General features: G+C 59.2%; 14 protein-coding genes and 1 tRNA gene. 5 read left to right on the top strand and 10 right to left on the bottom strand.

Features of this window, described 5'->3' with window-relative positions:
* Positions 1-2: 2 nt before the first annotated feature.
* The 6 genes from INHI_RS0107550 to INHI_RS0107520 form a co-directional block, all read right to left on the bottom strand.
* Positions 3-692, bottom strand: a complete 690-nt coding sequence (locus INHI_RS0107550; protein ID WP_014880064.1) for an ABC transporter ATP-binding protein — start codon at positions 690-692, stop codon at positions 3-5.
* Entirely contained in the window at positions 689-1,459 is a 771-nt protein-coding gene (locus INHI_RS0107545) for an ABC transporter ATP-binding protein (RefSeq protein ID WP_014880065.1), read from the bottom strand. Before INHI_RS0107545 ends, INHI_RS0107550 begins: the two co-directional genes overlap by 4 nt.
* On the bottom strand, positions 1,452-2,435 hold the full coding sequence (locus tag INHI_RS0107540) for a branched-chain amino acid ABC transporter permease (protein WP_027247267.1): 984 nt from the start codon (positions 2,433-2,435) through the stop codon (positions 1,452-1,454). The genes INHI_RS0107545 and INHI_RS0107540 overlap by 8 nt, the downstream gene beginning before the upstream one ends.
* Positions 2,435-3,355: a branched-chain amino acid ABC transporter permease gene (locus tag INHI_RS0107535; protein ID WP_027247266.1), complete on the bottom strand. Its 921-nt coding sequence runs from the start codon at positions 3,353-3,355 to the stop codon at positions 2,435-2,437. Before INHI_RS0107535 ends, INHI_RS0107540 begins: the two co-directional genes overlap by 1 nt.
* A 98-nt stretch (positions 3,356-3,453) precedes the next feature.
* Complete coding sequence (locus INHI_RS0107530) at positions 3,454-4,590, bottom strand: ABC transporter substrate-binding protein (protein WP_027247265.1); 1,137 nt, start codon at positions 4,588-4,590, stop codon at positions 3,454-3,456.
* Positions 4,591-5,147: 557 nt separating this feature from the next.
* Positions 5,148-5,810, bottom strand: a complete 663-nt coding sequence (locus INHI_RS0107520; protein WP_254656862.1) for a hypothetical protein — start codon at positions 5,808-5,810, stop codon at positions 5,148-5,150.
* Between the two features lie 272 nt (positions 5,811-6,082).
* Here INHI_RS0107520 and INHI_RS0107515 point away from each other — a divergent pair, with 272 nt between their 5' ends.
* The gene (locus INHI_RS0107515) at positions 6,083-9,334 is read left to right on the top strand and encodes a chemotaxis protein CheB (protein WP_027247264.1); all 3,252 of its coding nucleotides are present in this window, start codon (positions 6,083-6,085) and stop codon (positions 9,332-9,334) included.
* A 105-nt stretch (positions 9,335-9,439) separates the two neighbouring features.
* Here the strand turns inward: INHI_RS0107515 and INHI_RS0107510 are convergent, their stop codons facing one another.
* Complete coding sequence (locus INHI_RS0107510; protein WP_027247263.1) at positions 9,440-11,851, bottom strand: thiamine pyrophosphate-binding protein; 2,412 nt, start codon at positions 11,849-11,851, stop codon at positions 9,440-9,442.
* A 115-nt stretch (positions 11,852-11,966) separates the two neighbouring features.
* On the bottom strand, positions 11,967-13,172 hold the full coding sequence (locus INHI_RS0107505; RefSeq protein ID WP_027247262.1) for a methionine gamma-lyase: 1,206 nt from the start codon (positions 13,170-13,172) through the stop codon (positions 11,967-11,969).
* 94 nt (positions 13,173-13,266) lie between these two features.
* Here INHI_RS0107505 and INHI_RS0107500 point away from each other — a divergent pair, with 94 nt between their 5' ends.
* From INHI_RS0107500 to INHI_RS0107490, 3 genes are all read left to right on the top strand, one after another.
* Positions 13,267-13,755, top strand: a complete 489-nt coding sequence (locus INHI_RS0107500; RefSeq protein ID WP_014880073.1) for an Lrp/AsnC family transcriptional regulator — start codon at positions 13,267-13,269, stop codon at positions 13,753-13,755.
* Between the two features lie 122 nt (positions 13,756-13,877).
* The gene (locus INHI_RS0107495; protein WP_027247261.1) at positions 13,878-15,650 is read left to right on the top strand and encodes an adenylate/guanylate cyclase domain-containing protein; all 1,773 of its coding nucleotides are present in this window, start codon (positions 13,878-13,880) and stop codon (positions 15,648-15,650) included.
* Positions 15,651-15,783: 133 nt separating this feature from the next.
* Complete coding sequence (locus INHI_RS0107490) at positions 15,784-17,229, top strand: phosphatase PAP2 family protein (protein WP_027247260.1); 1,446 nt, start codon at positions 15,784-15,786, stop codon at positions 17,227-17,229.
* 18 nt (positions 17,230-17,247) lie between these two features.
* Here INHI_RS0107490 and INHI_RS0107485 read toward each other — a convergent pair whose 3' ends face one another.
* On the bottom strand, positions 17,248-20,259 hold the full coding sequence (locus tag INHI_RS0107485) for a hypothetical protein (RefSeq protein WP_027247259.1): 3,012 nt from the start codon (positions 20,257-20,259) through the stop codon (positions 17,248-17,250).
* A gap of 451 nt (positions 20,260-20,710) precedes the next feature.
* On the opposite strand from INHI_RS0107485, the gene INHI_RS0107475 reads away from it, so the two are divergent.
* Positions 20,711-20,785, top strand: a tRNA-Asn gene (locus INHI_RS0107475).
* A gap of 139 nt (positions 20,786-20,924) precedes the next feature.
* Here the strand turns inward: INHI_RS0107475 and INHI_RS0107470 are convergent.
* Positions 20,925-22,178 carry an AGE family epimerase/isomerase gene (locus tag INHI_RS0107470; protein WP_027247258.1) on the bottom strand — a complete coding sequence of 418 codons (1,254 nt, stop codon included), beginning with the start codon at positions 22,176-22,178 and terminating at the stop codon, positions 20,925-20,927.
* Positions 22,179-22,216: the final 38 nt, after the last annotated feature.

Raw genomic sequence — 22,216 nt, 5'->3', positions numbered from 1 at the left:
GGCTAAACGCCCAGATAGCGGTCCTTCAGCTCGGGAGTCAGCGCGTCCATTGCACCCGTCCAGACCGTCGCGCCCTTGTTCACAATCACCGCTCGGTCCGCCACGGCGGCGAGTTCACGTAGTGTCTTGTCCACCACCAGAATCGACAGACCACTGTCGCGTTTCAGCCGCGCAATCGCCGCCCAGATTTCCTGACGCACCACGGGAGCGAGGCCTTCGGTCGCCTCGTCCAGGATCAACAGACGCGGGTTGATCATCAACGCACGACCAATGGCGAGCATCTGTTGCTCCCCTCCGGAGAGAGAAGACGCGGTCTGATCGCGCCGCTCCGCCAAGCGGGGGAAGAGGTCTGCGACCATGGCGAAATCCCAGGGGCCGGGCCTTGCAGCAGCTCTCAGATTTTCCTCGACCGTGAGCGGTGCAAAACATCGACGGCCCTCAGGTACCAACCCGATACCCAGTCGCGCGATCTTATGTGAGTGCAGCTTGCGCAGGTCATTTCCTGCGAAATGCAGCGTGCCTTCACTCGCTGGCAACATGCCGCAGATGGTCTTGATCGTGGTCGACTTACCCATGCCGTTGCGGCCCATCAGCGCCACCACCTCGCCTTCGCCGATGTCCAGCTCCACACCAAACAAGGCCTGAGACGGCCCATAGGACGCAGTAACATTTTTTAGAGATAGCAAAGTCATACCGCCTCCTCCTCACCCAAGTAGGCGCGTCGCACCTCTGCGTTGTTGCGGATCTCATCGGTGGTGCCGGTGGCGATGACTTCGCCATAAACCAACACGCTGATCCGATCCGCCAAAGCAAAGACAGCATCCATATCATGCTCTACCAGAAGGATCGGCGCCTCATGGCGCAGGGTGTTCAGAAACCCTGTCAGCGCCTGCGATCCACCTGCCCCAAGGCCTGCCATCGGCTCATCCATCAGGAACAGCCGTGGTTGCAGCGTCAGCGCCACCGCCACCTCCAGTTGGCGCCGTTGGCCATGTGACAGGTCCGCGGTCCGCCGCTTTGCGTCGCTCAACAGGCCCACGCGCTCCAAGGCGTGTTCCGCCTGCGCCACCAATGCCTTGTCCCGCATCACATTGCCTAGGAACCGAAACACGCCGCCCCGCGCGCCAAGCGCGCCGAGCACCGCGTTTTGCAATACCGTGAAGTCCATCGCGAGGGCGGAGATCTGGAAGGTACGCCCCAGCCCCATCCGGGCTCGTGCGACACGGCTCAGATCATCTACCGGATGACCAAGCAGCGAAACGGACCCGCTGTCGGGACGAAGTTCCCCGGATATCTGCTTGATAAGTGTTGATTTTCCGGCGCCGTTCGGACCAATCAAGGCATGGATTTCTCCGGCACGCAGATCCAGAGAGATGTTCTTGCTGGCCTGCAACGCGCCAAAGGATTTGCTAAGATCTCTGACCTCCAAAACCTGCTTTGCGCCCGTTGGATCAGTCATGGGCCACCTCCCGTCCGCTGATCGCACCGATCACGCCGCCACGGGCGTAAAGTACAATGATCAGCAGCAGCCCGCCCAGATAGATCTGCCAGTAATCGCTGATCCCACCCAGAAGGTGCTCGAGCAGAATGAACAACGCAGCCCCGATCACCGGGCCAAAAAGCCGCCCGACGCCGCCGATGATAACAAAAATCATGATCTCACCACTGGTGTGCCAACTGAACATTGTGGGGCTGACAAAACGGTTCAGATCGGCAAACAGCGCGCCGGCCAGACCGGTGATCGCTCCTGAGATGACAAAGGCCGTCAGACGCAGCTGGTAAGGGGTGATGCCAACCGTCTCCACCCGCGCCTCGCATTGACGCGCAGCAGAGAGCGCCAGACCAAAGGGCGCGCGCGCCAGTCGGGCGGCAAACCACAGCGCCGCACAGAGGATGGCGTAACAGATCAGGAAAAACTGCAGCGGAGCCAACGTATTCATACCCGGAAACTCATTGCGCACCCAGATCGATAGCCCGTCTTCACCGCCATAGGCTGACCAACTGATGGCAAAGTAGTAGAGCATCTGACCAAAGGCCAAGGTGATCATGATGAAATAGACGCCCGAGGTGCGCAGCGACAGCGCGCCGATCACCAGTGCTGCAAGCGCACTGGCAACAACCGCCACCAGCCAGATCACCGGCATCTGGTTGGTGCCTTCGATCAGAAGTGGCCACTCGGCCAGTGGTTCGTAATTCTGCGCATGGACGGCGAGGATGCCCATCGCATAACCACCGATCCCGAAAAATGCCGCATGGCCAAGGCTTACAAGACCACCAATCCCCAGGGCAATATTGAGGCCAACCCCCGCCAGCGCAAGGATTGCCACCTTCGTTGCGAGAGTAATCAGAAACGGCTCCTCTGTCATATGCGCCCATAGTGGGATCGCGAGCAGCAGCAGGATCACCGCAGCGTTCAACAGTTTTTCACGGTTCATCAGTGCTGCCCCCCATAGAGACCGGACGGGCGCACCAGCAGGATGACCGCCATCAGGATGTAAATCAGCATCGACGCCAGCGATGCCCCGACGGATGTTGCACTGGCCGGTTCCATGAACAGCGCGAACATCTGCGGCAGGAACACGCCGCCAAGCGTGTCGGTGAGCCCGACCAAAAGCGAGCCGACCATGGCGCCTTTGATCGAGCCGATGCCGCCAATCACAATCACCACGAAGGCAAGGATCAACACAGGCTCACCCATGCCAACCTGCACCGATTGGATGGCTCCGACCAAGGCACCGGCCAATCCGGCCAGTGCAGCACCAAGGGCGAAGACCAGCGTGTAAAGCTTTGAAATATCGACACCAAGGGCCGCGATCATCTCCCGATCACTTTCGCCGGCGCGGATCTGGATGCCGATGCGCGTGCGTGCGATCAGCCAGAACAAACCGGCTGCAACCACCAGGCCAATGGCAATGATGGTCAGACGATAGAGCGGGTATTCAATGCCCCCCGGCAGGCTGATCGGACCCGAAAGATAACTCGGCACATCCAGAAACAGCGGGAAGGATCCAAAGACCCAGCGCGTGCCCTCCGAGAAGATCAGGATCAGCGCAAAGGTGGCCAGCACCTGATCCAGATGATCCCGGTCATAGAGTTTCCGGATCACCAGGAATTCGACCAGCGCGCCGGCCGCGGCGGCGGCTGCTAAGCTGGCCATCAGGGCCAGGACAAAAGAGCCGGTCCAGGCGGCCACAACAGCGGCGGCAAAGGCACCAACCATATAAAGCGCACCATGCGCCAGATTGATCAGCCCCATAACGCCAAAGACCAAGGTCAGGCCGGCCGCCATGAGAAAGAGCATCACCCCGAACTGCAATCCGTTCAGGATCTGCTCCAGAATAAGAATGAGGGACATTAGTTAGTTCCACCAAGGCAGAGGCATCACGCCCCGCAGCAATTGGAATTGGGTGATGCGAGCCGGATCTCTCACCGGCCCGCACGCCCCATGCGGTCTTACATCTTGCACTCAGCCGCGTAGGCGTCCGCGTGATTTTCCAGACCGGTTGCGATGATCTTGTTGGTGAAAACATCGCCTTCTTGAATGACTTCGCGGACATAGATGTTCTGGATCGGGTGGTGGTTGTCACCGAATTTGAAATCCCCCCGAACGGACTCGAACTCCGCCGCCTTCAGCGCTGCGCGAAAGGCCTCTTTGTCATCGACACTTGCCTTGTCCAGTGCGCTGAGGATCAGGTTCGCGGTGTCATAACCCTGGCTTGCATACAACGACGGCAGACGTTCATATTTCTGCTCGAAGGCGGCGACAAAGGCTGTGTTGGCCGGGTTGTCCAGATCCTTGTTCCACTGCGAGGTGTTCTTGATGCCCAAGGCCGCGCCACCAACTGCCTGCAGGATGCCCTGATCAAAGCTGAAGGCCGGGCCAACCACCGGCAGATCAACACCGCTGTCTGCATATTGCTTGAGGAAGGAAATCCCCATACCGCCCGGCAGGAAGAAATAGACGCTGTCGGCACCGGAGGCGCGGATCTGCGCAATCTCAGCAGCATAGTCGGTCTGCCCCAGTTTGGTGTAGGTCTCACCCGCCAGATCGCCCTGATACATCCGTTTGTAGCCGGTCAATGCATCCTTGCCCGCCGGGTAGTTCGGGGCGAGAATGTAGCTGTTTTTCAGGCCCGCATCATTGGCGTAGGCGCCCGCCGCCTCATGCAGATTGTCATTCTGCCAAGCCACGTTGAAGTAGTTTTCATGGCAGCGCTTCCCGGCCAGCGCTGACGGGCCGGCATTGGGCGACAGATAGAATACGCCCTGTGCCGTTGCCGCCGGAACCACCGCCATGGCAAGGTTCGACCAGATGATGCCGGTCATAATATCGACCTTCTCCGATTGGATCATCTGATCGGCGATCTGCACGGCGCTTTCAGGTTTGCGCTGGTCATCTTCGATCACCACTTCGATATCGTCGCGGCCCGCCTGCTCCATCGCCAGCATGAAGCCGTCGCGCACATCGACGCCAAGGCCCGCGCCGCCACCGGAGAGCGTTGTTATCATACCGATCTTTGTCTCAGCGCCGGCGGCCAAGGCCAGTGTTGATATGGCTGTGGCCAGTGCCATGGTCTTCAGTGTCGTCATTGATCCATCTCCCTGATCTGTCTGAGCAATGGGGGCTGCTTCTGTGGCAACTCCCCGCCGCTTACTCTTTCTGATTGGACTGCGCTGCGCCAGCTTTTTGCGGCGTTCTTCACATTTGTCGGCCTGCGCGGGCGCACTCATACCGGAGGCAGAGCACATGCGCAGGAGACCGATCACACGATGTCCAAGGACCGCTTTATCGATCCCTTAAAGAAGCCTAGGCCGAAGTCTGTATTTATTTCAAGATTAAAATATCTAACCTTAAAACTTATCATCGCGGCAGGCACGGCGGTCATGTCGGGATTTTCCGATGGAGAACCACCGTCACCTCACCTGATGTCGGTAGGAAGAGAGCGCACCGTGGAAGGCGGCGTCGCATATGGCCAAAGGACTATTGTCACATACAACGACGATCACGCGGTTGAGCGATTTTTTTGCAACTAAGCGCGAGATCCATAAGATGGGACTGCAAACGCCTATGACGAATGTATTGCGTGGTAGGTCAACCATCGCAATAACATTAATAACAACTGAGAGCTGTGAAGAAATAGTATTCGTTAGCAGGAACTAAGTCGGCGCGGTTGATCTTTCACGGCATCCGCGCCTTGAGGGTTATTGCGCTGACGCTCAAGACCGTCGGTATAGCGTTTCACAAGTTCGATTTGAAAGCGGATTTCATGAACCCGGTCGGCGAGCTGCTGGCTCAGGGATCCTATGGCACTCTCTGCATCGACCAGACCGGCCTCTGTCGCGGAAAGCACATTGAGCAGCGGCAATGCCAGATCGGTCAGCACCTGCGCGCTCACCTCTCGGGTCAGATCCTCAAGCCCGGCACCGAAGCCCACATCAGGGCGGAATGCATAGCCGATCCCGCCAAGACTGATCCGAAACCGGATGATGATCGACTGACTACCATCATCATTAACGGTGGTGAGAATATGAGCCCCAGCCAGCACCAGGCCTGGCACTTCAAGTATGAGGGACGGCAGGGAAATAACCTGTGTTTCGCCCGACAGCATGTTGACGCAGTCGTTCAATCCTTCGGCAATAGAATCGCAAAACACCTCCTCAAGCGGCATCGTATTCACGAAGGAGGTTCTGTTGCGGAACGCGGAACTGACCACTTCACAGGACCGGACATAGGGGGTCTCCCCCTTCTCCGCCATCAGGTTCACGATGAACCGTCGTTGGTCTTCTCCAGTCTCAGTACTATCAGTCATAGCCACCACGTTCATCACACCCAACCTGTATCACTGGAGATGTTTTAATTTCTAGTTAGGAGTAGTTTACAAACCATTGATACAGCGTAGGTTGGAGTAACAATCTCAGTCAAGCTTTATGCAACCCTAAATTGTAATTTTTCTATCCCGCCCCCAAACCTAGCACGCCATGTCAGCTCACTCCCAGATCGACCTTTTTCGCAATTGGTCATGGACCTTGTAGCGCTGAAGGCGTTAATAGATAAAAAAGACGGTAGACGATAGGCACACATATGACAACGCAAACAACTCAGGACCTGACCATTATCGGCATCGGGTCTTCCGCAGGCGGACTTGAAGCCATTCGTGAGCTGGTTGCGACGCTCCCGGTGGATGTGCCTGCGGCCTATGTTGTTGTCCAACATATGTCGCCACACCACAAAAGCCTGATGACGGAGCTGGTGGCGCGGCAGACCCAGCTGAAGGTCGGCACCATACAAAATGGCACGATCCCCGAGGCCAATGTCGTCTATATCACCCCGCCCAAGAGCGATGTCATCTTCTCAGATGGTCGCCTGCACCTGCTACAGGATCCCAATGCCGAACCCGGTACGCCGCGCCCCTCGGTCGACCGCTTCCTGGTCAGCCTTGCGGAGCAGAACGGCGACAACTCCATGGCGATCATCCTCTCGGGGACCGGCAGTGATGGCGCCTATGGTGTACAGGCCATTCGAGAGGCCGGCGGCATTACCATTGCCCAGGACGCCGAAAGCGCGAAATACGATGGAATGCCTGTAGCTGCGGTGCAGACTGGCTGCGTCGATCTCGTGCTGCGGCCGCAAGATATCGGCGCCAACCTGCAGAAGATCCTCTCTTCCCCGCGTGATTTCACCTCCTTCCGGCATGAGAACAGCCTGCGGGACTCGCCGGTGTCGGATCTGCTACAAATTCTTCTGGCGCGCACCCGCGTGGATTTCCGCGACTACAAACAGACAACCATCAGCCGCCGGATCGAGCGGCGCATGATTGCCCTTGGGATCGAAACCCAGGAGGAATACACCCAGTTCTGCCGCAACAACCCTCATGCTGTTGATGCCTTGTTCAAGGACTTGCTGATTTCGGTCACGCGGTTTTTCCGCGACCGCGAAGAATTCGAGTTGTTGAAAGCGCTGCTGCCCCAACTGATCAAGGAGCGCGGTCCCGGCCCGCTGCGAATCTGGGTGGCTGGCTGCGCCACCGGCGAAGAGGCCTACTCAATCGCCATGGTGGTCTCTGAGGCGCTCGGCAACCCGACCAATCAGCTCAAATCACGGGTGCAGATTTTCGCGACCGATATCGATAAGGATGCGTTGAAAACGGCGCGTAAAGGGGTCTACAGCCTTGCGGCGCTGAACGATATCCCCTCTGAACTTGCGGATAAATACCTGATCCGCCAGACCGATGGCGTCCGGGTGGTCGACAACCTGCGCAATGCGGTTCTGTTCTCCGACCACAACGTCTGCCAGGATCCGCCGTTTCAGAAGGTAGATCTGATCTGCTGCCGCAACCTACTGATTTATTTCGGCAACCCGCTGCAGCAGAAAGTCATGTCGCGGTTCCACTATGCGATGTCACCGCATGGGCTGCTGTTCCTCGGCACCGCCGAGAGCGTCGCCGGATCTGATGAACTGTTCGTCCAGGACCGCTCTGCATCGCATGTCTATCGTAAGCGATCTCTGCGCGCCCATCAGGCCCAGCAGCCCTATAATATGCCATCGGTGCCGATGATGGCGCAGCGGCCAACCATCAAACCGCCTGCACAGCCGGGGCCCTCCACCGACCGTCAGCTGTTTGAGGCATTGGCACAGTCCCTGGGCAAAAACTCGCTTCTGGTCACCGAGGATTTCTCCATCGCGCGGGTCTATGGCTCGGTGAGTCAGTTTATCGAAGTCAATGAGACCAGTTCGTTGCGGATGCATCTTGATCTGCTGCGCAGCCCCCTGCGTGAAGAGGCGCGCAGCCTGATCACCATCGCGCTGAAAAACGGCGCTCACAAGGGCGGCGTGCGCCATCTTCTGGCAGAGAATGACGACGAGGAGATCCGCCTCGACGTCTACCCGATTATCGCCAAGGACATCAGCGAACGCGCGGCGCTTGTGGTCTTCACGCCGGTCACGGTTGACCGCTCCCGGATGAGTGAGACACCGATTGTTGGTGAGGAAGGTGACGCCACCTTTGAACGGATCCGCAATCTTGAGAATGAGGTCGCGACAACCCGCGAAGCTCTGCAGCAGACAATTGAAGAGCTGGAGACCTCGAACGAGGAACTGCAGTCGCTCAATGAGGAGCTGCAATCCACCAATGAGGAACTTCAAGCCACCAATGAGGAGCTGGAGACCTCAAACGAGGAACTGCAATCCACCAACGAAGAGCTGATTACCGTCAACGAGGAACTGCAGGTCACCGCGTCCGAGCTGAGTGGTCGTACCGGCGAGCTGATCTCCGTTCTCGAAAGCACGCCGCTGGCGATTGTTGTGGCCGACAGCGCTTTGCAGATCACTCAGGCAACTCTGGCGGCAACCCGGATGTTCAATATCCGCCGCCCCATCTCCAGCCCGCACATCAGCCAATGTGCCCTGCCGGAAGGTTTTCCGATCCTGGCACCGATCTGCAGCGAGGCGCTGCGCCTTGGCCAGACCGTGACCGAGGAATTCACCTCCAAGGGCACCCGCATCCGGCTGACCTGCTCGCCCTACTTTGATGTCAATGGGCAGATCCTCGGCGTGACCATGGTGGTGTCGGAATTCCCCGGCATGGCCCATGAGATGGAGATGATCCTCGACAACTCCAATCTGCTGCTGCTCAATCGAACCCGCAGCGGTGAGGTCCTGCGGATCAGTTCGGCCTATGCGGAACTCCTTGGGCTGAGCCGGGACAAGGCGCTGTCAAAGAATCTCTTTGCACTCGCATCGGACGCCGGCGCTGATGAGCAGACGCTCCGGGAAGATGCAAAGGTGCTCGACAGCAAGGACGGGTTTGACAATGAACTGCTGCAGGTGAGCTTGCCCGGTGGTGAGGGCGACCGCTGGATCAGCATGGACCGCCACCGGTTCCCGCATCACATCACCGAGGAACCGACTGTTTTCACCATTGGCACCGATGTGACAGAAACCGTGGAGGCACGCGAACGGGCCGAAGAGTTGCTGATGCAGGCCGAATTGGTTCAGGACATGGTCGGGATCGGTTTCTGGTCCATCGATGCGGATGGCCAGACCCCCTATTGGTCGCCCAAAGTCTATGAGATCCATGGCGTAAAACCCGAGGATTATGATCCGGAAATCGACAGCGCGATTGCCTTCTTCCACCCCGATGACCGTGAGGATGTGCAGCGCATCGTCTCCGAGGCCATTGAAACGGGTAACGGTTTTTCCTTCATCAAACGTTTGATCCGTCCCGATGGCGTCGAGATCCAGGTGGAGAGCCAGGGGATGGCTATTCGCGACGACAATGGTGATGTGACGCGACTGGTCGGGATCTTCCGCGAGGCGCAGGAGACTGACAGCTGATCGCCTTCACATAGGGCAATCACATTTCAAAAAAGGCGCAGGTGACTGCGCCTTTTTCATGTTCCACATCTGTAGTCTTTGACCTGCCTCAGGAGAGGTCAGACGTTACACCACCTTAAGCCGTCGCCCTGCCGTCAACCCGTCTGCAGCCGCGGTGATGGCTTGCGCGTCGATGCCGAAATGGCGGTAGAGATCACCGATGGTACCGGTCTGACCAAAATGCTCGACGCCAAGCGGAATAGACTGATGCCCCTGAACGCTCCCCAGCCAGCTCAGGGTTGCGGGGTGCCCGTCAATCACTGTGATCAGCTTGCAATGGCTGGGCAGCTGGGCCAGCAACGTCTCGATATGGCTTTGTGCCTGCGGCAGACCACGGGCCCGCGCCCGCTGCGCTGCGGTCCAGCCCGCATTTAGCCGGTCGGCCGAGGTGACCGCCAGCACGCCCACGTCACGGCGGCCTTCGCCAATGGCGGCAGCGGCTTTAATGGCTTCCGGCGCAACAGCCCCCTGATAGGCGATCACCACATCACAGTTCGGCCCCGGCTTTTTCAGCCAGTAAGCGCCATCAATGGCGCCTTGCCGGAAATCATCGTCAACACGTTTGCCCGGCTGTTCAATCGGGTTGGTGGTCAGCCGGAGATAGACCGAGCCGCCGGTCTCATCGCGCAGCCATGTGCGCTCATCCGGGTCGCCCTCGCCGTCACGCTGAAGATAATCAAACGCCCATTCCATGATCACCGCCAGCTCATCGACGAAAGCAGGTTCAAACGCGGCCAACCCGTCCTGGCTCATCCCGATCAGCGGCGAGCCGATGGATTGATGCGCACCACCCTCAGGCGCGAGTGTCACCCCCGACGGTGTGCCCACGATCATAAAACGGGCATCCTGATAGCAGGCATAATTGAGCGCATCGAGGCCGCGCGCGACGAAGGGGTCATAGACGGTGCCAATAGGGATCAACCGCTTGCCAAACAGCGATTGAGACAGGCCGGCAGCCCCCAACAGCAGGAACAGGTTCATCTCAGCGATGCCCAGCTCGATGTGCTGGCCGTCCGGTGTGAACTCCCATTTGGCGGTCGACGGGATCTTATGCTCGATGAAAGCATCCGCCTGAGCCGTGCGGGCGAAGAGCTTGCGCCGGTTCACCCAAGGGCCAAGGTTGGTGGTCCCGGTCACATCCGGTGACATGGTGACAATCCGTGTCGCCAGGTCGCTGTCACCTTTGGAGAGATCATCAAGGATCTTGCCAAATCCCATCTGTGTCGACATCTCGCGATCGGTCTTCACCTCCACCGTTGGCACGGGTAAGCGCGCATCCTGATAGCGCCGCGCTCCCTTGGCAAAAAACGGGGCCTGATCAAGAAAGCCCTGCAGCGCAGCTACATTTTCGACCGTTGCGAACGGCTCCCATTCCTCACCCTCAGCGACACCCATGTAGCGCTGCCATTCGGCCATTTGGGTCTTGTTCATCAGGCCGCCGTGGTTGTCCTTATGGCCCGCGATGGGCGTGCCCCACCCCTTCACCGTATAGGCCAGGAAACAAACCGGACGATCATGGTCGATGGCGGCAAAGGTATCGGCCATGGTGGTCACGCAATTACCGCCGAGGTTTTCCATCAGGGCTGCCAGATCCGCATCCGAACGCCGCTCTATCAGTGCAGTCACATCCCCCTGATCGCCCAGATCCTCCATCAGATGCTGACGCCAGACAGCCCCGCCCATAAAGGTCAGCGCCGAATAGGTCTGGTTGGGGCAATCATCAATCCACTGACGCAGCTTGTCGCCGCCCGGCTCCTCAAAGGCGGCGCGTTGCAGGGCGCCATATTTTACCTTCACCACATCCCAGCCAAAGGCGTCAAAGATCTTCTCAATCCGCTGGAACAATCCTTCGCGCACAATCCCGTCAAGGGACTGGCGGTTGTAATCAATGATCCACCAGGTGTTGCGCAGATCGTTTTTCCAGCCTTCCTGAAGGCATTCATAGACATTGCCCTCATCCAGTTCTGCATCGCCGACCAGCGCCACCATGCGCCCCTGCGGCGCGTCTGCGCCCCAGGATTTCGCGGTGATATAGTCCTGAACCATGGACGCAAAGGAGGTGATCGCCACGCCCAGACCCACGGATCCGGTGGAGAAATCCACGTCATCAATATCTTTGGTCCGGCTCGGGTAGCTCTGCACCCCGCCAAAACCACGGAAATTCTCCATCTTCTCACGGGTCTGATTGCCCATCAGATATTGGATCGCATGAAAGATCGGCGAGGCATGGGGTTTCACGGCCACCCGGTCCTCGGGCCGCAGCGCGCTGAAATAGAGCGCGGTCATGATCGACACCATGGAGGCAGAGCTGGCCTGATGGCCGCCGATCTTGATGCCATCTTCCTTGGCGCGCAGGTGGTTGGCGTTGTGGATCATCCAATGTGACAGCCACAGCAACCGCTGCTCAATCGTCTTCAGCATTTCAGGAGAGGGTGGCGGCGCGGCGGTTGTCGGGGTCATGGTCAAACTCGTTGGCATAAGTCGAAGCTACCCCTCCCGCCGGAGTGCGGAGGGGGCCTTTTACATAGAGCGGCCCGAAGGGCGCGGCCGTTACCATAAGGCGCCCCAACGGGGGCGCCGGGCACAGCCGAGATCAGGCAGCGGCGTAGGCGTTATGCGAGGACAGCGCCTGCATCAGATCGTCGATGATATCGTCGACACCTTCAAGCCCTACCGACATCCGCACCAGACCCTCAGCGATGCCATGTTCGGCGCGTTCCTCAGGGGTGTAGGTCGAATGGGTCATGCTGGCCGGGTGTTGGATCAGGGTCTCCGCATCACCTAGCGAGACCGCGCGCTGGATCATCTCAAGCCGGTTCATCATGGCGATACCGCCTGCCTTGCCGCCGACCACTTCAAACGGGATCATGCCACCAAAGCCCGACATCTGCCGCCCGGCCAGATCTCTCTGGGCAAAATCATCAAGGCCTGGATAATAGACCCGCTCCACCGCAGGATGCGCTTGCAGTGCCTCAGCGACTTTCAGTGCGGATTTGCAATGGCGCTCCATGCGCAGTTCCAGCGTCTTCAGGCCGCGCATCAGTAGCATTGCGCTGAAGGGTGACATGACCGCACCAGTCATATCCTTCAGCCCCACCAGACGGATCTGGGTGATATCCTCCTTGGAGCCCACCACCAGCCCCGCGATGACATCGCCATGACCACTGATGAATTTGGTTGCCGAATGCACCACGATATCTGCGCCCAGTTCGATCGGTCGCGTGAGGACCGGCGTGGCAAAGGTGTTGTCGACCACCACTTTGGCACCGGCTTTGTGCGCAATCTCGGAAATCGCAGCAATGTCGATCAAGCGATTATTGGGATTCGCCGGCGTCTCGAAATAGACCAGCTTGGTCTTGGGGCTGATCGCCTCTGCCAGATTGGTCGGATCTGTCATATCCACCAGGCGCACCTTCACACCAAAACGCGGCAGACCATGGGTCATGAAGGAGAAGGTGCAGCCATAGAGTGTCTTGTCGAGGATGATCTCGTCACCCGCCGCAAGGAACGACCACAGCGTCGAAGTGATCGCACCCATGCCGGACGCCGTGGCGAGCCCTGCTTCGCCCCCTTCCAGATTGGCAATGCGCTGCTCCAGATGGTCCAGCGTCGGGTTGGAGATCCGGCTGTAGAAATGCCCCTCGCGCTCACCCGTGAACATCTCGCCACCGGCCTCGGCGGAATCGAAGGTGAACGTCGACGTCAGATAGAGCGGCGGGTTCAGCGATCCCTGCTGCGACTGCGTGTCATAGCCATGGTGGATTGCGCGTGTGGAGAAGCTGGAGCCGGTTTTTGTCATGGAAATCACCCTATTGTGTTTCCAGCATCTTAGGATGGCCACGCGGGTGATTAGTTGCTAATTTACCCTCAAACTGGAAAAGGATTGGCATATTATGCCAGAGATAGCCAAACTGGATGCCACCGATCGCCGAATAATCCGGGCGCTGCAGCGCAATGGGCGGATGACGAATCTCGACCTCGCGGCTGAGGTCAATCTCTCGCCCTCACCCTGCCTGCGCAGATTGCGTATTCTGGAAAACACCAATGTCATTCAGGGCTACAGTATCGATGTCGATGCCAAGGTCTACGGGCTGCCGGTCACGGTCTTTGTCCGGGTCAGCCTTGAGAACCACACGGAAAGCGTGGTGGCCAATTTCGAACGCCAGATCCGCGACACACCGGAGGTGCTGGATTGTTTTGTGATGACCGGCCTGGCCGACTACCTGCTGCGCGTGGTGGTGGCGGATTTGGAGGATTACGAACGCTTCGTGCGCGCGCGTCTGCATCCCATTGGCGGTATCAGTTCCATCGACACCAGCTTTGTCTACGGCGTCGTGAAAAAGACTGCAGTCTACCCGGAGGTTGAGAGCTCCAAAAGCTGATCACCCAGCGGGTTCGCTGATTTGCGGATAGTCGGCGAAGATACGACTTCCCCTGCGCTACATTCTTTATAATTCTATACTATTCGATATACTGCCCCCCTATTGGCGGCAGGACATCATCCATGCAGGGGCCCATCTCGACAATCCTACCCAAGATCTCTACGCGGCTCACGGCGTTTGCCTTTGCTGACGTGGCCGATTACACGCGGCATATCGAAATCAGCACAACGGATACGGTGCGCCGTTGGTGTCACCTGCGCGATACAGTGCTGCTGGATGAGTTGAAGCGTTACGACGGCGTGCGGCGGTCCGATGCCGGAGATGCGCTGCTGGTGGAATTCTCCAGCGCCACAGATGCGGTGCAATGGGCCATGGCGGTTCAGGACCGGCTGGGCCAGCAGAATGACGATGCCAACCCGATGAAGATCCGCATTGGCGTCAATATTGACGACGTGATCGATGATCAGGGCACTGTGCAATCTGATGGCGTTGTCATCGCCTCACGCATTCATCAACTGGCCGATCCCGGCACCGTGGTGGTCACCAAGATGGTCCGCGATATCGTTCGCGGAAAACTGTCGCTGCGGTTTCACGACCTTGGATCGCCGCTGCTGAAGAACATTGATCGCCCGGTTCAGGTCTATCAGGTCTGCGACGGCAGCGGTGACACCGTTCCCCTGCACCCCCATGCCGATTGGAAAAACCGCCCGACGCTGGCGGTTCTGCCGTTTCAGGATCGCGGCGCGCAGGCTGAGGAGCAATATTTCGGCGACGGCATCACCGAGGAGATCATCTCAGGTGTGTCCCGCAGCCGCACGATGTTTGTCATGGCGCGCACCTCGACACTTAAATTCCGGGGCAGCAACGAAAACCCGGCCGAGATCGGTCGCGGCCTCGGGGTTTCCTATCTGCTGACTGGTTCGGTCGACCGACACGGGGATCAGCTGCGTATTTTTGTTGAGTTGATGGATGTGCTGCGCAACCGCGCCATCTGGGCTCAGACCTATCGCGGGGATCTGCAGGAGCTGTTTGCCTTTCAGGATGAAATCGCCTCCGGTGTGCTGGCGATGCTGGAACCTAAGGTGCTGTCAACCGAGGCTGAACATATCAGCGCCCGCAGCACTGACAGTCTGGATGCTTACAAATGTGTGCTGCGCGCCCTCGCCCGGCTCTATCAGCTGGACGACCACAGCTATGAAGAGGCAATTGCCCTGTTGAAGCGCGCCGTCTCACTTGACCCAAAATATCCCCAGGCCCATGCTTATCTCGCCTGGTGTATGAATTTCTTTTTGGCGGAGGGCCATTCTCACAACCCGCGTGACGACATATTGACCATGATCAACCATTCCCGGCGCGCGGTGGAACTGGACCCGGATGACGCGCTGACGCTGTCTGTGCGCGCGCATGTGCTCAGCCTGCATGAAAACAGCCCGGAAGACGCGCTGGAACTCTTTGAGGATGCGCTGGCGCATAATATGAACCTGCCGCTGGCCTGGGGGCTGAGTGCGACGACATATGCCTACCTCGGCGACGGTGCAGAGGCCCGCGACAGGCTTCTCAATGTCTGGCGGCTGGCGCCTTACGATCCTCTGAGTTTCTTTTTTCTGACCGCTGCCGGCCTCGCTGAATTTGTCGATGACAACCTGCCGGAGGCGATCCGTTTTCTGAAAAACGCCCGCCGCAACAAGCCCCGTTTCATGGCCAGCCTGCGGTTGCTTGCGGCGTCTTTTGCCCTCAGCGGTCAGGCTGAAAATGCGCACAAAGTAGCGCAGGAAATACTCGCTCTCGATCCCGGATTCTCGGTCTCGAAATTTGCGACCTGGTATCCGCTGAAATCAAAGGAGGCCCTGGATCGTCTGATCGACGGTTTGATACGCGCGGGACTGCCCGAGTAGACGGCAGCCACAGCGCATTATCGGGATACCCGACAATAACAAAATAAAATGAGAGGCAGACCGGCAAAAGGCCAGATATCAGCAGCCACGTAGGACGTTTTTTAACTCGTATTCAACGATTTAAGGGGGATTTATGATGGCGGAACATGGCAGTTCACAAGGTGCGTCGAACGGTCTGGGTCTCGGGTTGGGGCTGGGCCTCGGCAATGGTCTGGGTCTTGGAAACGGTTTGGGATTGGGCAATGGACTCGGTCTTGGCAACGGGTTGGGCGCGGGTCAGGGCCTGGGGCTTGGCCTGGGTTTGGGATCCGGCCTTGGTCTTGGACTAGGATCCGGTCTCGGACTCGGGAACGGTTTGGGGCTCGGCTCAGGGCTGGGCCTCGGGCTTGAGGACAACGGCTATCTGCTCGGCAATGGGGCTGACGCTGGGATCGGCACATTGCGCAGCTACTACGCGACACCCAAGGAGCTGGGGCTGCTGCCCTGGACGCTGGACTTCAGCCCAGACAACAACGGCGGTGACCCGTTCCCTCTGTCGATGATCATCAGCCCTTATCAGCTGCCGACAGACACTGCCGCTTATCCCGTGGCGCTGGAATGGACGACCGAAGACTGGGACCCTGCCCTGCGGTTTTGGAGCTTGCCGTTTGACCCCAATCTCGGGGAATGGCTGCGGGCCGCAGACAGATCCGAACCCGGCACCATGGCGGCGCTGGAATTTGCATCACAGTTTAACAACTGGCATCCGGCCCATGTCGGCAATCGCTGGCTGGAAGACAAGGATCTGCTTTGGCAATACGTCAGAACCGGCACCGCTGCACAATCGCGCACTGCGGCTGAGGCCGCCTTTGACATCATTGTCGCCGAGCTGGAAGTGCTCAAGATGTATATGGAGGATGATCGTCAGCAATATATGGTTGAATGCGATATTCAGGCCGATGGCCTGCCGGCCTATCTGATCCATTTTCTGGGGGCCAACAGCTTTGACCATCCTTTCACGCTCAAGCTTATTGATCTTGGACTGGCGGTCGGTAATGTCGCCTATATGAGCTACAAGGCCTATTTCAAACGGGTGCGCCCGTCGATACTGCGGCCCGGGCTGACGGTGCCCTTTGGTCCACCAGCCCATCCCGCCTTTCCCAGCGGGCATGCGTTTCTCGCACATTTCCTGTCCCTGCTGTTGTTGGAAATCCCCGGTGTGGCGCAGCGTTTTGGTGTGGTGAAAGGGTATAAGTCCGATGGCTCAGGCACGGATATTCAAATCCCGGCCGGCACCTTGTTGCGCAAGCCAACTTATAGCGATCTGCTTGGCAGCGATGTGATCGCCTCGCCTTTGCTGACCATGGCGAACCGGATTGCGGTGAACCGCGAACGGATCGGGGTTCACTACCCCTCCGACTCGACCGCAGGACGGCATATCGCGGCAGGGATCTGGTATTGCCTGATGGACAGTGCCCCTGTGAACCCGGCGGCCGACGGCACCCCATGGGCGCATATCGCGGTGCCCACGCTGCACCGTATTCTGGAGAAGGCGAAGACCGAATGGCCGACACCCTGGGTCTCCGCTGATATCACATGACACGTTGGCCGGGGTCTCTTAACCTTCCATATGCAGGCCCAGATTATTGTCACCGGCAACCAGATCAACAAGCGCCTGAACCGTCGTCGGGGGTGACGCCCCCGGCCCGATCATGACTGTGAACCCGGCTGACGGGTCGGTGTTGGCGCGGTCGTTGACCTGGCTCAGTTCATAAAAGGCCACCAGCTGGGTTCCGGCAGGGGCGGCATTGCGTGCTGCTGTGGTCAGTTGCGTGATCTGTTGCTGATCAGCCTGCGCCAGCGCTATGTCGGCCCCGCCCGGCGCAATGTCAAACGGCCCGATATCAAGGTCCCCGTGCCAGACAACACTGCGTTCCATGATCTGAGCAAGCGGTTTGTCACTCAGCACCCAACCGGCCCAGGCGCGCAGCCGCGCGCTAGTGGCGGCGACGGACCCCCGGTTGCCACAGCTCGGCCACCACCCGGGCATTACCCAATTGGCATCCGCGGCCCAATGAAGCGAGACGGGCACATAGCTGCCTGGTCCGACCTCCACCGGCCCGTCCCCGGTGGGGAAGACATTGGGGCGGCGGTCGCGAATGTAGATGTCAACGAGCGGAGCCGCCCCCGCTTTGCTGATGATCTCACTCGGATCTGAAGGGAACATGCCCATGGTTTCATAGGCCCATCGCGTCGCCTTGTGAGAGGTGGCGGGCTGCCAGTCTGCTCCGCCTCTTGGCAAGGGGACGGAGGCCGGGGCGCTCCAGCCGGCCTCTTCCATGCCCACCTCCAGCATTTCAGCGCGCGACGGCGATTGTGCCAGCCCGGCCATGCCCTGCATCAGCAGATATAGCGTCATATCGGAGGCCCGGGTGCGCTGTGTCCAGTCTGCCTCCGCACCCGCAAGCGTATCGCCGCCCAATGACCGATAAAGCAGGAAGCAGGTGGACGATAGGATCTGCTCGGTCAGATAGGCCTTATGCTCGCTGCCGGAATCAGGCGGATCCTCAATCACCGAGCGGTTCAGCAATCCGTACCAGCCCCAGCCCATTGCGGGCGTCCGGTCGTGCCGCCGCGGCGCAAAGACAAAGGGAAACGTCCACCCCCGCATCCTCGGATCGCCGGGATAGGTCGGGCTGGACAGATCGGACAGTGGATCAAAGAACACTGCCGCCAGCGAGTCCCCTGCACTATGGGCAAAGTCGAACTCCAGTTGCCCAATCCGGGCCGCCAAAAGGTAATGCCCGAATTCATGCAACATCCAACGCCCGCAGCTGGCGATAGCCAACGGCTCCAATCGACTGTCCGGCGTTCCTGTCTTCACCCTCGCCCAACGGTTGAGATTGGCCAGCGCCAGATGCATATCGATGCTGGGTTTGCTCTGAAGGGTGGCATCCGGTGCCACCTCATAGCGCACCTGGGCATTTATAGTCCGCCCATCCCGGCCCGGCCCTGGCACGATGCCCGACCGATAGTGCACCGCCAGCGGCCCCTCCGCCGTGGCCATGTAACTCTCCGGTGCAAGGCCCAGCCCGCGCATATTGTCGAAGAAGGTTTTGCTGTGCCAATAGGCGCTGATTGCACTGGATACATTGCGGCGCGGCGGCAGATCGGACAACCCGGTGGTCGGCAGGGCTTTGGGGAAACGGCCCTCCCCGTCGCCAGGCACAAACCGCGGGCAGTTGCGCACCTCGTAGGCCGGTTGCTGCATCTTCATGCCAAGAGCCAGCGGAATCGCCCGGTCTTCCCGGAAGAGATCCAAAATCCTGTCCGGCCGCGTCGGGCGGCGCCATGCAAGCGGTGGTGCGGGGTGCGGCGGAACTCTCCCCGACGGGGCCCGCCAATCGGGCGGCGGCACCGGAAATACCCGCACAAAAGGCAGCGGTGGCGGCAGCGGAATCCCCGTTCCGGCCACCGCGTGACTGACCAGCGGTACCCGCGTGACCGAGAGCAACTCAACCTCATTTGCGCCTGGCTCCGCCAGACGCACCCGAACTGTCAGACGATAACTCACCGGTTCGCCCCGCGGCGTATCCTGCCCACGCGCCAGCAGGGTCAGGGTAATATCCCAGGCCCCGTCGGTGACGTTCTCAGGCTCCGCCGAAAACCGAATATCCTGCAGCAACAGGGACTTCGGAACAACTCCGGCCTGCTTAGCAATGTTATCCTCAAGCATCGTGATCATCCGATAGACCGAGGATCGGGCCGGAGGCTCCGCACCGGCTTGCGGTGTCGGTGGGACAGGCGCCGGATCAGAGGGCGGTGGCGATGTCGCGCTGCTGCCGTCGTCTGATGAGACCGCAGCCTCGACGGGCGCATCCTCCGCATCGGTCGCGGAGGATGCAACCAATGTTGCCGGTGCAACACCGGCCTGGAACCCCAAGGGAACGCCGGAGAGGCTGCGCGACAATCCGCCCAGCACCATTCGTTTTTCAGCATCGCTGCGTCCTGCCAGCAGCGATGACAGCGCTTGATGGGACCCGCCGGGAAACTCCGCAGTCAAGCCACGGATGACCAGATCAAAGCCATCAGCGGTGGCGCGCACCTCAACCGGGACCCGAAATCCGGCGGACGGAAACCGCATTAGAAAGGATCCATGCATGGGGTCAGGAATGCCTTCTGTCGCCACCAGAATGACGGTGCCCGGCATCGCACTCTTTGGATGGCGCGACATGTTCCAACTGGCGATCTGCCCGTCAAGACGGCTTGGCTCGGCATCAATTTTGGGCCAGATATCACACCAATGCAGCAGGCTGCCGCTTGCGGCAACATCGGCCAGCAGATCCAGCATCGGGTCAGCCTTTCCCAGCGGCGGCGGCGTTGCATTAACATACTGCTTCAGCTGTTTGAGGTAATGTTCTGCCGCCGCACTCAACGCCGCCAGATCAATCTCACCATCCGTACCTCCCACACGCGCCGCAGCCACATAAGGCACTGTCGGATGCGATATCAGGCGCGACGGGCGGCGTGACCCCGGATATTGCCGTTCATATCGCAACCAGGCCCGCGGTGTTGTGCCCTCAGCAATATCAGTGGGCGGCCATTTGCCAGGATGTGTCAGTTTCGCCATGTCATCCCCCTTCGTGCATGCGCCGCTGGGCATGCTATGTCTGTGCCATAATGATCACCCGACATCCTCAGGAACGGCCCTCAGCAACAGTGCAACGGCATAATTTGCCGCCATTCAGCAAAGGGAGACGCGGTTTTTCAATCCGGTCATTTCATTGGAGGTGCGCTGATGGACCACGGTATCCGCCGCTTCGAACATCGGATGCGCTGCAAACGCAAACCCACCTCGGGATGAGCCTACCATAGTTTCAGCGTCGGCAGTAGGCTGACAGCGCACTCCGGCATTGATCGGCGAAAGGTGTCAAACCATCAAGGATTGCCCGGCGGCATCGTGGCAAGTTTGGGTCTCTGACCATTGGCGCAATGATCTGTTCCCCGGAGCGAAAAAATTTGAAACCAGCGCATTTTTTCTCTGGACGCGCCAGAACGGAGGCCATATATCAGCCCCACATTCCGGCGTAGCTCAGCGGTAGAGCAGTTGACTGTTAATCAATTGGTCGTAGGTTCGATCCCTACCGCCGGAGCCAAAGTTTTCAAGGGCTTAGCGTGTATACGCTAAGCCCTTTTTGGTCTCTGTACGTCCGTATTTTGCCGCGATTGACCAGTGCAGGGTAGCGCGTTCTGCCAAGCGCGCCGGGTACTCGATTGAGGCGCCTCCGGCCCCGCTCAGGACAACAGCGGCGCGGGCAATTTCTTCAGCCCCGCCACATGGCCCAGCGGCAGTGCCCCCAGTGGCAGCAGGCAGGCCTGTAATGCGTGGTAGATATCCGGCTTCCCGGTAAAGATCGTCCGCGTCACCTGTCCGTTCCCATCAATTTCAGGAAACCAGCCGCCGCGGTCTTCATCGATGAAATGCGCCTGCGCAAATCCCCAGAGGCGGCGATACCATTGCTCGTCTTCGTCTCTGCCGTCCAGTTTCACAAGCGTAGCGACGGTACCAATCGCTTCTGTCACCGGCCACCAGAACCGGTTACGCATCGCGACCTTGCCTTCAAAATCAAGCGTATAGGCAAAACCACCATCAGCTAACCAGGCATCGGCAAGTGCCTGTTCAATCAGGCTGCGTGCGCGCGTCGGAGCGCCCGTATCGCGTCGCCCTGCCAGATCCCAGTGCTGCAACATCAACCGCCCCAGTTCAAAGGAGTGGCCAGGGGTGGTCCCAGCAGGCCGGAACATTGGGTCCCCGGCATAGGTGCGGTCGATTTGCCAGGTCTCAGTATAATGCTCAGGCAGGCGCCAGCCCTCCGCGGACGCAACCTCGCCCACAAAAAAATCGAGGATATGGCCTGCGCGGTCCAGAAACACCGTCTCACCGGTGGCCTCATATGCCGTCAGCAACGCTTCCACCCCGTGCATATTGGCGTTCATCCCGCGATAGGTCGAAAACGGTGTCCAGTCGCGGTTCCATTCGTCGGCAAATCGTTTTGGCCCCGTCTCCCAGAACCGCTGATCCAGAACCTCCGCCACATCACTTAGCAAGGCATCGGCACCGGGATGCCCAGCCAGTTTCGCCGAGGCCGCAGCCAGCAGGACAAAGACATGACCGTAGGCCAGCTTGCGATCATCCGCGATGGCATCACCGGACAGCGCCCACAGGTATCCGCCATGAATCTGATCGCGGTGGTGACTGTTGAGATAGGCCATACCGTGATCGATCATCTGCTCCGCACCTGCATAACCGCAGATATGCGCCAACGCGTAGGAATGGACCAACCGTGTGGTGGTATGCAGCTCCTGCTTGTCATCCGGCAAGGGCCGACCAGCTGCATCAAGAGTGTGAAACCCCGGCTCCGCCCGCAGACTGCCTGCGAAGAAATCCAGCTGCCGTCTGGCATCTGCAATCAGATAGGCCTGATGGCCCGTATCCTCCAACCAGGCCCCGGGCGCGGAAAGATCTCCGACTGCGGAATGGGTGCTCATCGGCTGCTCTCCTTTTGCTGCCAGGGTCGCGATCGAAA

Source organism: Phaeobacter inhibens DSM 16374 (genome assembly GCF_000473105.1).
Taxonomy (GTDB): domain Bacteria; phylum Pseudomonadota; class Alphaproteobacteria; order Rhodobacterales; family Rhodobacteraceae; genus Phaeobacter; species Phaeobacter inhibens.
This window is presented reverse-complemented; position numbering and strand designations above follow the sequence as displayed.

Coding starts and splice junctions, on each gene's coding strand:
- INHI_RS0107495 (WP_027247261.1), top strand. CDS start 13,878: ATGCAGGGGCCCATCTCGACAATCCTACCCAAGATCTCTACGCGGCTC.
- INHI_RS0107530 (WP_027247265.1), bottom strand. CDS start 4,590: ATGACGACACTGAAGACCATGGCACTGGCCACAGCCATATCAACACTG.
- INHI_RS0107515 (WP_027247264.1), top strand. CDS start 6,083: ATGACAACGCAAACAACTCAGGACCTGACCATTATCGGCATCGGGTCT.
- INHI_RS0107520 (WP_254656862.1), bottom strand. CDS start 5,810: ATGACTGATAGTACTGAGACTGGAGAAGACCAACGACGGTTCATCGTG.
- INHI_RS0107550 (WP_014880064.1), bottom strand. CDS start 692: ATGACTTTGCTATCTCTAAAAAATGTTACTGCGTCCTATGGGCCGTCT.
- INHI_RS0107490 (WP_027247260.1), top strand. CDS start 15,784: ATGATGGCGGAACATGGCAGTTCACAAGGTGCGTCGAACGGTCTGGGT.
- INHI_RS0107510 (WP_027247263.1), bottom strand. CDS start 11,851: ATGCCAACGAGTTTGACCATGACCCCGACAACCGCCGCGCCGCCACCC.
- INHI_RS0107500 (WP_014880073.1), top strand. CDS start 13,267: ATGCCAGAGATAGCCAAACTGGATGCCACCGATCGCCGAATAATCCGG.
- INHI_RS0107505 (WP_027247262.1), bottom strand. CDS start 13,172: ATGACAAAAACCGGCTCCAGCTTCTCCACACGCGCAATCCACCATGGC.
- INHI_RS0107545 (WP_014880065.1), bottom strand. CDS start 1,459: ATGACTGATCCAACGGGCGCAAAGCAGGTTTTGGAGGTCAGAGATCTT.
- INHI_RS0107535 (WP_027247266.1), bottom strand. CDS start 3,355: ATGTCCCTCATTCTTATTCTGGAGCAGATCCTGAACGGATTGCAGTTC.
- INHI_RS0107540 (WP_027247267.1), bottom strand. CDS start 2,435: ATGAACCGTGAAAAACTGTTGAACGCTGCGGTGATCCTGCTGCTGCTC.
- INHI_RS0107485 (WP_027247259.1), bottom strand. CDS start 20,259: ATGGCGAAACTGACACATCCTGGCAAATGGCCGCCCACTGATATTGCT.
- INHI_RS0107470 (WP_027247258.1), bottom strand. CDS start 22,178: ATGAGCACCCATTCCGCAGTCGGAGATCTTTCCGCGCCCGGGGCCTGG.